This is a genomic window from Yoonia sp. (assembly GCF_030731595.1).
Taxonomy (GTDB): Bacteria; Pseudomonadota; Alphaproteobacteria; order Rhodobacterales; family Rhodobacteraceae; genus Yoonia.
Map to the genome: position 1 here is coordinate 33,748 of NZ_JANQTS010000066.1, position 12,096 is coordinate 45,843.

The 12,096-nt window shown below is 59.8% G+C and carries 14 protein-coding genes; 13 read left to right on the forward strand and 1 reads right to left on the reverse strand.

The genetic code is table 11. From position 1 onward, the window contains the following. The first annotated feature begins 400 nt into the window (after positions 1-400). The 13 genes from phnF to NWQ23_RS07380 are packed head-to-tail and all read left to right on the forward strand — an operon-like array spanning position 401 to position 10,981. Complete coding sequence (phnF, locus tag NWQ23_RS07320; protein ID WP_306165608.1) at positions 401-1,120, forward strand: phosphonate metabolism transcriptional regulator PhnF; 720 nt, start codon at positions 401-403, stop codon at positions 1,118-1,120. Continuing rightward, positions 1,113-1,529, forward strand: a complete 417-nt coding sequence (locus NWQ23_RS07325; RefSeq protein ID WP_306165609.1) for a phosphonate C-P lyase system protein PhnG — start codon at positions 1,113-1,115, stop codon at positions 1,527-1,529. The genes phnF and NWQ23_RS07325 overlap by 8 nt, the downstream gene beginning before the upstream one ends. After that, positions 1,529-2,065: a phosphonate C-P lyase system protein PhnH gene (gene phnH, locus NWQ23_RS07330; RefSeq protein WP_306165610.1), complete on the forward strand. Its 537-nt coding sequence runs from the start codon at positions 1,529-1,531 to the stop codon at positions 2,063-2,065. Before NWQ23_RS07325 ends, phnH begins: the two co-directional genes overlap by 1 nt. After that, positions 2,065-3,114, forward strand: a complete 1,050-nt coding sequence (locus NWQ23_RS07335; RefSeq protein ID WP_306165611.1) for a carbon-phosphorus lyase complex subunit PhnI — start codon at positions 2,065-2,067, stop codon at positions 3,112-3,114. The genes phnH and NWQ23_RS07335 overlap by 1 nt, the downstream gene beginning before the upstream one ends. Continuing rightward, positions 3,111-4,025: an alpha-D-ribose 1-methylphosphonate 5-phosphate C-P-lyase PhnJ gene (locus tag NWQ23_RS07340; protein ID WP_306165612.1), complete on the forward strand. Its 915-nt coding sequence runs from the start codon at positions 3,111-3,113 to the stop codon at positions 4,023-4,025. The genes NWQ23_RS07335 and NWQ23_RS07340 overlap by 4 nt, the downstream gene beginning before the upstream one ends. Beyond that, complete coding sequence (locus tag NWQ23_RS07345) at positions 4,022-4,819, forward strand: ATP-binding cassette domain-containing protein (RefSeq protein WP_306165613.1); 798 nt, start codon at positions 4,022-4,024, stop codon at positions 4,817-4,819. The genes NWQ23_RS07340 and NWQ23_RS07345 overlap by 4 nt, the downstream gene beginning before the upstream one ends. After that, on the forward strand, positions 4,816-5,535 hold the full coding sequence (locus NWQ23_RS07350) for a phosphonate C-P lyase system protein PhnL (protein ID WP_306165614.1): 720 nt from the start codon (positions 4,816-4,818) through the stop codon (positions 5,533-5,535). Before NWQ23_RS07345 ends, NWQ23_RS07350 begins: the two co-directional genes overlap by 4 nt. Then, positions 5,522-6,721, forward strand: a complete 1,200-nt coding sequence (locus NWQ23_RS07355; RefSeq protein ID WP_306165615.1) for an alpha-D-ribose 1-methylphosphonate 5-triphosphate diphosphatase — start codon at positions 5,522-5,524, stop codon at positions 6,719-6,721. Before NWQ23_RS07350 ends, NWQ23_RS07355 begins: the two co-directional genes overlap by 14 nt. A 55-nt stretch (positions 6,722-6,776) precedes the next feature. Beyond that, complete coding sequence (gene phnC / locus NWQ23_RS07360; protein ID WP_306165616.1) at positions 6,777-7,574, forward strand: phosphonate ABC transporter ATP-binding protein; 798 nt, start codon at positions 6,777-6,779, stop codon at positions 7,572-7,574. A 29-nt stretch (positions 7,575-7,603) separates the two neighbouring features. After that, positions 7,604-8,515, forward strand: a complete 912-nt coding sequence (phnD, locus tag NWQ23_RS07365; protein ID WP_306165617.1) for a phosphate/phosphite/phosphonate ABC transporter substrate-binding protein — start codon at positions 7,604-7,606, stop codon at positions 8,513-8,515. 41 nt (positions 8,516-8,556) lie between these two features. Next, on the forward strand, positions 8,557-9,501 hold the full coding sequence (phnE, locus tag NWQ23_RS07370; protein ID WP_306165618.1) for a phosphonate ABC transporter, permease protein PhnE: 945 nt from the start codon (positions 8,557-8,559) through the stop codon (positions 9,499-9,501). A gap of 5 nt (positions 9,502-9,506) precedes the next feature. Further along, positions 9,507-10,358 (forward strand): phosphonate ABC transporter, permease protein PhnE, encoded by an 852-nt coding sequence (gene phnE / locus NWQ23_RS07375; RefSeq protein ID WP_306165622.1) that lies wholly within the window; start codon positions 9,507-9,509, stop codon positions 10,356-10,358. Between the two features lie 23 nt (positions 10,359-10,381). Next, positions 10,382-10,981: a DapH/DapD/GlmU-related protein gene (locus tag NWQ23_RS07380; protein ID WP_306165619.1), complete on the forward strand. Its 600-nt coding sequence runs from the start codon at positions 10,382-10,384 to the stop codon at positions 10,979-10,981. Between the two features lie 30 nt (positions 10,982-11,011). On the opposite strand, the gene NWQ23_RS07385 is transcribed toward NWQ23_RS07380, so the two are convergent. After that, positions 11,012-11,827 carry a sugar phosphate isomerase/epimerase gene (locus tag NWQ23_RS07385; RefSeq protein WP_306165620.1) on the reverse strand — a complete coding sequence of 272 codons (816 nt, stop codon included), beginning with the start codon at positions 11,825-11,827 and terminating at the stop codon, positions 11,012-11,014. Positions 11,828-12,096: the final 269 nt, after the last annotated feature.

The following is a 12,096-nucleotide window of genomic DNA, read 5'->3' on the forward strand; positions in this document are numbered from 1 at the left end:
ATTTCAGGCAAGGCTACCAATTTATATTTGAGCACTCAAACAAAAACGTACAGGGGATGGTGAGGTACCTGCCAGAGCAATTCGAACCGGTCTTCATTTGCGGCTGAGTCCGGCATCCTGACTGGAAAAATTGGCAACAATCGGTCCACAGAACGCAGCGTTTGCCTTGGCACTGGGCGGGTCGGCAATCCGACGCATCGTTTGATATGGTGGCGGCCTGTGCGGGGTCGCAGTCGCATCAGCAGAAAAGTCCTGAGTTGCGGACTCCCGCAAACCGATCATATGGCGAGCGGTCTGCTCTTCTGGTCAGATCGGGAGGCGCGCAGTTGCGGGCGTGCAGTGTCACATTGCGGTGACCTTTTGGCGCTACTCAGAATCATCCGAATGAATATGAGGCGCCATGACCACGCATACTTGGGAATCCATAAGAGACGCACTTGCAGATGATATCGCGCAAGGTCGCTTCAAACCCGGCGACAAAATCCCGACAGAGCCGGAACTGGTCGACCACTATCGCGCTGGTCGGCACTCTGTCCGCAGGGCGGTATCTGAACTGGCCAAACAGGGCAAGCTGAGCGTGGAGCAGGGGCGTGGGACCTTTGTTGGCTCTCAGCCGATGTTACACTACGCCTTGGGTAAGCGGACCCGCTTGCGGCGCAATCTCCAAGCGCAGGGCGTCGATATTTCCGGCGATTTGCTGGCATCCGAGGTGATCACAGCACGCGGCCGTGTGCGCGAGGCGCTGCGCCTGAACAAGGGTGATCAGGTCAGCCATGCACAGCGCATCACCTTTGCGGATCAAGTCCCTATCGCCTTTGGGTCAGCCTATCATGCGGTGAATCGCTTTCCGGGTTTCATTGACCGCCGGGCCGTTCTCGGCTCTGTGACAGAGACCTACCGTGCGTATGGGATTGAAGACTACATCCGCGCCAAGACCACCCTTCATTCCCGGCAGGCGCGCCCCGATGAAGCGAAAATGCTGCGACAGCATCCGGACCTGTCGGTCACGATTATCCGCGCGATTGATGCCTTGCCCGATGGGACACCCATTTCGTTCTCCGAAGTGATCTGGGCGGCATCGCGGGTCAAGTTCAGCATTGAAAGCGATGACAATGCGTGATCATGGCGAGATGCTATCGACCCTTGCGCGGGCGGATGCGGGCCGGATCAAGGCTTTTGCGGAAACCTTGATTGATGACTTGGGAGAAATCACCGTGGTTGAGAGCCGCACAGGGCTTGTCATGCTGCCGATGCGCGACACTGCGGGTGGGACGGCCTTTCACTTGGGCGAGGTTCTGGTCAGCGAGGCACATATCAGCCAGGGCGGAACCATCGGATACGGTATGCGCCGAGGTCGTGATCTGGAGGCCGCAATGGCAATGGCTCTGATTGATCTGGCCGCTGCCTGCGGCAGCGGTGCTGATGCTTGTGCCGCATTCTGCGCCCAAGAAGCCGCTGCTCAGGCCGAGCAAGACCGACAGACATTGCGCCGCGTCGAGGCCACGCGCGTGGATATGGAGACTTTCTGATGTTGACCACACCCACAGCGGATGCAGCCGAACGCAGTGCAAACGCGACTTTTGACGCTTTGCTCTGGGCACTCAGCCGTCCGGGATTGCCCCGCCAATTACCCCAAGCCGGTGAACCCGCCTTGATCGCGGCCTTGGTAGATCGCGAATGCCATGTCTATGCTGGCGATCCCTTGTTGATCCCCGTCGTGACGCAATGCGGGGCGAAACTGGTTGACTTGCCGCAAGCGGATCATGCCTTTCTTGGTGGGCTCACCGAACCGGAGCTTTTGCGCCAGTTGCGCTGTGGGTCTGACCTTTATCCCGATGACGGCGCAACTGTTGTGATCCGCGCACGGTTCGGCACAGGCGCGCAAGTTCGTCTGACAGGGCCGGGCGTGAATGGTGCTGTCGATGTCCAGATCGGCGGTTTGCCGGACGGATTTTGGGCAAGGCGCGCCGAAATGATCCGCTATCCAATGGGATTTGACATGCTCTTACTGGATGCAGCACAGGTCATCGGCCTGCCGCGATCCACCAAAGTCGAGGTGCTCTGATGGCTTATGTGGCAACCCGTGGCGGTGAACGCGCCATCGCCCAATCCGAACGGCTGTTCCGTGAAGCGATGGGCCAGATCGACATGACCCGTGTCGCGGAATTGAAAGCAGCACTGCCCTATCTGGTAGACCGCGTGATGGGCGAGGCTTCGCTCTATGACGAAGACTTGGCAGCGCTCGCCTTGGCGCAGACAGGCGGCGAGCTTTACGAGGCGGTGCTGGTTCTGCGCGCATGGCGCACCACACAGCCGCGCCTTGGCGTTGGTGCCGTCGTCGAACAGGGGACTTTGTTCACCCATCGCCGCATTTCGGCAGCCTTCAAGGATATTCCCGGCGGGCAGGTGCTGGGGCCGACGCTGGATTATTCGCACCGCGTGTTAGAGACGGATGTGCTGGCGGGCAAGCCATTCGCGCCCCCGTTGGTCGATCCCGCCACTGCACCCGCGCCGGCCTATCAACCGTCGGTCAGTGCTTGGCAGGCCGCCAATGATCTGGTCGATCTGCCTTTGTCCGACAAGGTCGCCGGAGAGGCGATTGCGGACGTGACCCGTGAGCCGCTGCTGTTTCCTTCCAAACGCGCCCATACGCTACAAAGCCTTGCAAGGGCAGAAACGGGCAGCGTTCTGGCCTTGGGCTATGCCGCGATGCGCGGTTACGGCCAAGCCCACCCCACGGTGAATGAATTGCGACTGGCCGAAGCGGAGGTCATGGTCAAGCATCCCAATGGAACCGCGTTTTCAGCAGGCCGTGTGAAGGTGTCACAGGCCGAGGTTGTGTCAAAACAGGGTGAAAAACTGGGACTGGGCTTTGCCGCGACCTTTGGCTGGAACGAGGTCAAATGCATCTCTGCCGCCACACTGGACCTGAACGCCAAAGGCGCGCCCAAAGGATCAGCCACCGAAGAGGAATTCTTTCTGTACCACACCGAAGGGGTCGAGGCTTCGGGCTTTTGCATCCACTTCAAGCTGCCGCACTACGTGACCTTCCAGTCGTCCTTGGATGCCATGCGCGATGCCAAGGCCAAACAGGTCAAGGAGCCAGCCGAATGAGCCTTGCCAACCTTACAAAGCCATGGGCGCCGATGAGCTATGGCTTCCTTGATGCCTCGGCCAAGCGCGAGTTGCGCCGCAAGATGATCAAGGCAGTCTGCGTGCCCGGCTGCCAGATGCCCTATGCCAGCCGCGAGGTGCCGATGGCGCGAGGCTGGGGCACGGGTGGTCTGCAAGTCTCGCTGACGCTGATCAACCCGGCAATGCGCGTGAAAGTCATTGACCAAGGGGCCGATGACAGCGTGAACGCCGCCTCGATCCGCCGCTTTCTGGCGCGGGTGTCCGGCGCGCCCACAACACTGGACACGCTTGACGCCGATCTGATCCAGTCGCGCCACCGCATCCCCGAGGAAATCTTGCGCGAGGATCAGGTCCTTGTCCTGCAAGTGCCCAACCCTGAACCGCTGCGGTCGGTGCAGCCAAATATGTCCATCGCGCGCCAGATGCATGGCGATGCCGACTACGGGCGCATGTGGTTGCAGCTTTACGAACAGATCGTGCGGTCGGGCCGGGTGATGCAAGGGGCCAGTTACCCGTCGATGGTCAATGGCCGCCATGTCATGACGCCCTCGCCGATCCCGCGCTGGGATGTGCCCAAGCTGCATATGGCGCGTCACCTGACGATCCTGTCTGCGGGCCGCGAGAAACGGATATTTGCCGTCCCGCCCTATACGCGCGTTGAACCGCTGGTCTTTGATGACGTGCCCTACCGTGTCGAAGACCACGGCGGGCTGACCTGTTATCGCTCTGGCGCAACAGGGTTCTTCATGAATGAAATCCCGCAGGGTGATGGCACTTCGACCTATGAGGTGTCGGATAGTGAATACGGGGTCAAAGCCATCCGTGCCCGCGATGGAGAGGTCGTTGCGATGGGCGAGACATGGTACAAAGACGGAAAGATGCCGCAATGACTTTGACGCTTGATCCCCCCCGCATCGTCAAGACCGCACCGCTGGTGCAGGTGCGCGGCGTCAGCAAATCCTATGGCCGCGTCGTTGCCCTGCGCGATGTGGCCGCGACGGTCTATCCCGGCGAAGTGCTCGGGATCGTCGGGGAAAGTGGGTCGGGCAAATCCACGCTGTTGCGCATGATGAACCTTGAAGAGACACCGGACACGGGCAGCTATACGCTCGATCTGCCTGACGTCGATGGCAACCTGTTCGCGCTTGACCGCTTTGCGCGCCGGATGCTCTGCGCCACGCGCATCGGGATCGTGTATCAGAACCCGCATCTGGGGCTTTTGATGAAGCATTCCAGTTCCGGCAATGTGGCCGAACGGCTGCTGGTCGCGGGCGAGCGGCGCTTTGCCGTGCTGCGCGAAAAGGCAAAAGATGCGCTGGCCGCGTCTGAATTTCCGCTGGAACGGCTGGACGCACCGCCGATCGAGCTGTCTGGCGGGATGCAGCAGCGGGTGCAGCTGGCCAAGGCCATCGCGCTGGAACCTGCGCTTTTGCTGCTGGACGAGCCGACCACAGGGCTGGATGTCAGTGTGCAGGCCCTTGTGCTGGACACACTCAAGCGGTTGCAACGGGATCGCCGCATCACCATGGTGATCGTGAGCCACGATCTGGGTGTCATCCGCACCCTGGCGGATCGCGTGATGGTCATGCGGCGCGGCGAGGTGGTCGAAGCGGGTCTGGCCGATCAGATATTTCAAGACCCGCAACACGCCTATACGCAACAATTGGTGCATGCAAAATTATGACCCCAGTCTTGGATATTCGTGGCCTGACCAAAGGCTTTACCATGCATCATCTGGGGCAGGGCTTTGCCGCCTTTGACAATATCTCTTTCACCGTCAATGCGGGCGAATTTGTCCTGCTGAAAGGCGCGAACGGGGCGGGGAAATCGACCCTGCTGCGCACGCTCTATCGCAGCTATCTGCCGCAGGCGGGTGCGGTTCTGTTTCAATCCGCCCATGGCCAGATTGATCTGGCGCGTGCCGCCGATATCGACATCACCCACCTGCGCCAAACCGAGATCGGCTTTGTCACCCAGTTTCTTGTTGCCCGCCCGCGTGTCAGCGCCGAGGTCTTGGTGGCCGAACCGCTGCGACTTGCGGGGGTTGCACAGGACGAGGCGCTGAAGACCGCGCGCCATTGGCTGCAAACTTTTGGCGTCAAGGAAAACCTCTGGCCTGCCTATCCCACGACATTTTCGGGAGGCGAGCAGCAAAAGGTCAACCTTGCCCGCGCGCTGATCCGCCCGCACAAGCTTTTGTTGCTGGACGAGCCTACGGCCTCGCTGGATGCTACGGCACGTGCGGCCCTTGTGCAGCGCCTCTCCGATCTCAAGGCGCAAGGCACCGCGATGATCGGCGTCTTTCATCACCCTGACGATGTGGAACACCTGATCGACCGGGTGATCGACCTGACCCCCGATATCCCCCTGCAAGAGGAGCGCCAAGATGTGGCTGTCTGACTTTACCCTGATCCTGCCCGACAGGGTGCTGCCGCGTGGATCGGTGCTGATCGAGGACGGGCTGATCGCGCAGATCGTCGAAGGCCCGGTCGCCCGCGGTCTGCAAGGCGCAGGGCTGGAACTCTTTCCCGGTTTCATCGACATGCATGGCGACATGATCGAGGTCGAGCTGGAACCCCGCGCGCGGGTTGATTTCCCGATGGATGTCGCGCTGAACCACCTTGATATGCGTTTGGCGGCCTCTGGCGTGACAACGGCCTATGCTGGCGTATCTTTTTCGCGTGGCGTGCGCGATGGCGAGCGCCGCTCGTTCGACCATACCAGCCATGTGATCCGCGAGATGCATGCAGCCCGCCATGCCACCCGTGTGGATCACCGGATTCATGCGCGCTTTGACATTACTTTTGACAATGCTGTGGCCGTCTTAGCGGATCTCCTCAGGGAAAACCGTGTCGATCTGGTGTCCTTGATGGATCACACCCCCGGACAGGGCCAGTATCGCAACCTTGAAATCCACATCAAGAACAGGGCCGCCCAGCACGGCGTGTCCGAAACCGAAGCACGCCAGATGATCGCCACGTCGATTGCCGAACGCAGCCGCCCGCAAGAGGTGCTTTTGTCCAATATGCGGGCCGTGTCGCAGATGTGTCGTGATCATGGGGTGCCATTGGCCAGCCATGATGATGACACCGTCGCCAAGGCCAATCTGATGGCTGATCTGGGCGCTGTGATGGCCGAATTCCCCGTTACGCTCGAGGCCGCCGCCGCCTGTGCGGACCGCGGAATGATGATCGCGATGGGCGCGCCCAACGCGATGCGTGGACAAAGCTATTCAGGCAATCTTTCGGCGCGCGATGCCCATGCCGCGGGGCTGCTGCATATCCTTGCAGCGGATTATCATCCCGCGACGATCCTGCCTGCGATCCGTGCATTGGCAAATGCTGATCCGGATGGCCTTGCCGGTGCCGCGCGTCTGGCAACGGCCCACCCGGCACAAGCGCTTGGTTTGCAGGATCGCGGTACGCTGGAAGTCGGCAAACGTGCCGATGTCGTGATGGTTGAGGGCAATCGCGTGGTCGCATCGCTGCGCGGCGGGCAAGTCATCTTTTCCAATGGTGTCGTGCCGGTGGAAGCTGCGAGATCTGCTGCCGCTGCACCTGTCAAGGAAGTGTCACGAACCGGTTAACTGGCTGTCATGCCACGCCCCTAGCGTCATGGATGAAACATTCGGATGATTCGCCATGACAGCTACTTTGACCCTCTCTTCCGTTTCCCGCCAGTTTGGCGAGACCCGCGCCGTAGACGATGTCAGCCTTTCGATTGAAGCGGGCCAGTTTGTCGGTGTGATCGGCCGCTCGGGTGCGGGCAAGTCCACCATGCTGCGGTTGATCAACCGCCTGATCGACCCCACCTCGGGGTCGATTTCGTTTGAGGGTGTCGAAGTAACCGCTCTGAAGGGCAAGGCGCTGCGGGAATGGCGGCGGTCTTGCGCGATGATCTTTCAACAGTTCAATCTGGTGGACCGACTGGATGTCCTGACCAATGTGCTGATCGGGCGGTTGGCAGAACATGGCTTTGTCAGCTCGATGGCGATGCATTTTACCGATGCAGAACGCGCGATGGCGCTGGACGCTCTGGACCGGTTCGATCTGGTGCCGCAAGCGCTGCAACGGGCGGGCACATTGTCGGGCGGTCAGCAACAGCGTGTCGCGATCGCCAAGGCCCTGGTGCAGCAGCCCAAGATCATGCTGGCGGACGAGCCTATCGCCTCGCTTGATCCGGCGAACGCGACTTTGGTGATGGATGGCTTGAAACAGATCAACACCGAGGACGGGATCACCGTTCTGGTCAACCTGCACACGCTGGATACCGCGCGCGCCTATTGTGATCGCATCATCGCGATGCGCAATGGCCGTGTCTTTTTCGATGGTACCGCCCGCCAGCTGACCGATGACGTCGTGCGCGACATCTACGGACTGGAGGGCCTGCAAGAATTCAACGCCTCTGTCACCTCGACCAGTATCCGGGTGCCAGCATGACAATCCAAACGCTATCAGGGAGATACACCATGCGTTTTCTGACCACGACGACTGCACTTGCCATTTGCCTTGCCGGTTCAGCCATGGCTGAATGGCGCGAAGACTATGCCGTGATCAAGATCGGCGTTCTGTCCGGTGAAAACGAAGCCGACCGTATCGCGCGGACCGATTTTTTCCGCAAACATCTCGAAGACACGCTGGGCGTGACTGTCGAAACCTTCACCGCAGGCAACTATGACGGTGTGGTGCAGGCCTTGGCCGCCGGGCAGATCGAATTCGCATGGTTGGGATCGTCTGCCTATGCGGCAGCCTATACTGAAACTGACGGGGGTATTAAACCACTCCTCACCTCGCAGAACAAAGATGGGTCTACGGGTTACTATTCGATCATCACCGTCCGCTGCGACAGCGGGTACAAGACAATCGACGATCTGGCCGGCAAGGTCCTGGCCTTTGCTGACCCGGATTCGACCTCTGGCTATGCGGTGCCTTACTTCAATCTTGTCCAGCAAGGGTATGAGCCCTCGGTCTTCTTTTCTGCTGTTCCCTTCTCGGGGAGCCATGAGGCCGGTGTGCAGGCTGTCGTCAACGGAACATTCGATGCGGCCGCCACATGGCAGGACAACGAAGTGAACGGGGTCTATCAGCGTATGGTCACCAAAGGGATGATCCCCGACGGCGAGGTCTGCGCGATCTGGGAATCGCCTGAAATCACCTCTGGCCCGTTTACAGCGCTCAACACACTGCCCGATGACATGATCGACGACGTGACCGCAGCGGTGGAATCTTTCCCATCGGTCGATCCCGAAGGTTTCGCGCAATACACCTCTTTCGATCCGGCTGACGAGAACCCGCAGACCGGATATATGCGCGTCGATCACGACCGTTACCAGTGGATCGTCGATATGCGTGCCTGGCTTGCCCAGCAGCGTCGCGGCTAAGGGACAAGGGGCGGATCGCAAGGTCTGCCCCATCCGCCTTTATGGTATTGATCACTGATCCCCAGAGCATCGCAGCACCGCAAAGCTCGGCCGCTGTCACCGCATTCGAGCAGGAATTTGCGCGGCTGCGCAAACGTTCCCGCCTTGTCTGGGCGGCTTGGACGCTTGTTTTCATCGCGCTCTTTATCCTGACAGGCTGGCATGGCGATTTTTTCAAGGTGACACAGGTGACCTTGCAAGATGGCAGCCGGGTCTGGAGCTGGATCATCCCGCCCGGCATTCCGCGCCTGGGCGAATATATCTCTAAGACCATTCCAACCTTGCGCTGGGACAGCCTTGGTGCCGATTTTGCCGAGTGGTTCTGGCGCTGGCGCACATGGCTGTGGCTGCTGCTCGAGACCATCTTGATCGCCTTTATGGCGACAACACTGGCGGTTGTGGGCGGTTTTCTGTTGTCTTTCCCCGCTTCGCGGAACCTCGCCCCAAATCTTTGGGTCCTCTGGATCACGCGCCGTGCGCTTGAAATTGCGCGCACTGTCCCGGATCTGGTCTGGGCCCTGATCTTTGTCTTCTGCTTTTCGGTGGGTCCTCTGGCTGGTGTGCTGGCGATTGCGCTGCATTCGGTAGGCGCGCTGGGCAAACTCTATTCGGAAGTGAACGAAAACATCGACATGCGTCCGCTGGAAGGTGTCAAGGCGGCTGGCGGCACATGGTTTGACCAGATTCGCTATGGCGCGGTGCCACAGGTGTTGCCCAATATCCTCAGCTACACCTTGCTGCGCTTTGAGATCAACGTGCGCTCTTCTTCCATCATCGGCTATGTCGGCGCGGGCGGTCTGGGGCAAGAGTTGCGCACCGCCATGTCATTTCAGGAATACACCGATCTTTCAGCACTTTTCGTCATCATTTTCGTCACCGTGATGGTGATCGACTACGGCTCTGAAAAGCTGCGCCACCGCGTCATCGGAATGGAGGACTCTGCGTGAAAGTCATGACACAGGACGATATCGCCAAGGCCAAGGCGCGGATGCCGCGTGCCTTTTCTGCCCCCCTGCATGTACGTTTGCGGCGCTGGGCCTTGTGGCTTGGGTTCGGGGCGCTGTTTTGCTGGTGCCTCTATGATTTCAATTTCTCGCCAATGCGGATCTGGAACGGTCTGGGCCGATTGGGGACAGTGCTGTCGTTCATGTTTCCGCCCCATATCTGGCAAACCTGGTCAGAGTGGAGCGATATTCTGAACGGTCTGGGCGAAACCCTGTCGATGGCCTTTATGGGCACGGTGCTGGGCGCGATCGTGGCTTTTCCTTTGTCGTTTCTGGGGGCCAAGAATATCACCCGCTTCTGGCCCCTGCGCCTGAGCGTGCGGCGCGGTTTTGACGTGATCCGCGCCTTCGAGACCTTGATCCTCGCCCTGATCTTTATCCGTGCTTTCGGCCTGGGGCCGCTGGCGGGGATCCTTGCGATTGCAATCAGCGAGATCGGAACCTTTGCCAAGCTCTTTTCCGAAGCGATCGAAAACACCTCGAAGCGGCCCGTTGATGGGGTCACGGCGTCGGGGGGATCACGCTTGCAGCAAATCCGCTTTGGGATCATGCCGCAGGTGGCTCCGGTGATCCTGTCGATCCTGCTTTATAATTTTGAATCCAATGTACGCTCTGGCACGATCCTTGGGATCGTCGGTGCGGGCGGGATCGGCTTTTTGCTATCGGACCGGATCAGCGCCTATAAATGGGACGAGGCTTGGTCGATCATCTTTCTGATCATAGGAATGGTCTATATCATCGACTGGTTATCGGGACTGATCCGCGCCCGGTTGATCGGCAAATCCGAGTTGGCGCGATGAGTGGCGCGGGCTCTAAACACTTGTTGTCCGAAACCCCGACGGTCCATCCCGAAGCCAGCGTCAGCGATTGCGCGCTGGGCCTCTGGACCGAAGTTGGCAAAGGCACGACGATGAAATCCTCGTCCATGGGGGATTATTCCTACATTACCCAGCATTGTCATGTGGTCTGGACCTCAATCGGCAAGTTCTGTTCGATTGCGAACGCCACACGGCTCAACCCCGGCAATCACCCTACTTGGCGGGCGGTACAGCATCATTCGGTCTATCGCGCCGAAGCCTATGGGCTTGGTCCGGATGACAGCGCGTTCTTCGCATGGCGCAAGTCAGACTGGGTCACAATCGGGCATGATGTCTGGATCGGGCATGGGGTGACGGTGACAGCGGGCGTGACCATTGGCACCGGGGCCGTGATCGGGGCAGGGGCCGTGGTGACACGCGATGTGGACCCCTACACGGTTGTCGGTGGTGTGCCTGCACGGTTCATCAAACGCCGGTTTTCGGAAATGCAGGCCGAGGCCTTGCAAGACATTGCGGTCTGGGACTGGTCACGCGCCGCTTACAAGGCGGCGCTGCCAGACATTCGGGGCCTCGAGATAGACGCCTTTATCGAGAAATACAGATGATGAAAGTATCTCAGTGTTTTCCGTGACGCTTTAGCAGACCAATCCCAACCCCTTGAGATAGGCAAATCCTTTCGGGATATCGGCCTTGTTGCGCAGTTCCAGCACCAGATGCGGGGCGCTGTCGCAATCGGCAAGGGCGCGAAAGACGGCGGCCCATTCGATTTCGCCTTCGCCGGGTGCCCAATGGCGGTCGGCATGGCCGTCCACGTCCTGCAGGTGGACATGGGCCAATTGGCTGCCTGCATCCCGCACAAAGTAATCCACCGGCGGCGCCCCCGCGGCGCGGCGGGCCAGTTGGGCGTGGCCGGTGTCGATAGAAAGCGCAACGGCGGGGCTATCAAAACTATCCACCAGCGCGCGGCGCGTGGCCGGGTCCACGTCTTCGATGTTTTCAATGACCAGCGTGATGCCTGTTTCCGCGGCGCGTTTGACGACAGGGTCCAGCACCATATGCACGCGGTCTAGCTTTTCTTGAGCATAGGCGGGCGCGGCAAGGCGATTGTTCTGATACCAAGCGCGATAGGGCGAATGCAGCACCATCTGTCGGGCGCCAACAGCCTCCGCCGCCATAAGCGCCCGCAAGAAGCGCGCCGTGATAAGAGGGCGCAATTCGGCGTCTTTGTTGTCGATATCCAGCCCCTCGTAGGGACCATGAATCCCGACCCGCCCCCGATGCCCTGCGAGTGCCCCCTTGGCGGCCGCGATCCGGTCGTCGTATTCGGTTGTCAGTGCCGCATGGGTCATGAAATCCTGCAATTCGATGTCGCGGTCGGCCTCAAACAGCCAGTCACGACAGGTGGTGATCTCGGTTGCGCGCACGCAGGCGCCGATCTTCAATGGGGTCATGGGAAAGCCTCCTTGGGTCCGGGATCATCAGATAGGCGAGAAATACGACAATCATGCAAAGGCTCATGCCCGCAAAGGATGACCAGCCGCCGTGGTCCTGAGCGTCAGAAGAATAAGCCCTGAATGCACATTTTTCGCAGCAAAGCGTGCAGCAGAACTGGGCAAACTTCGCTCCTCGGAGCCTTTGACAACGGCAACCTGCTAGTTTGCATCAATCGTTCGCGACGCTGGATAACTTGGCAGCCTGGTTCTTGAACCACAAACGTGCA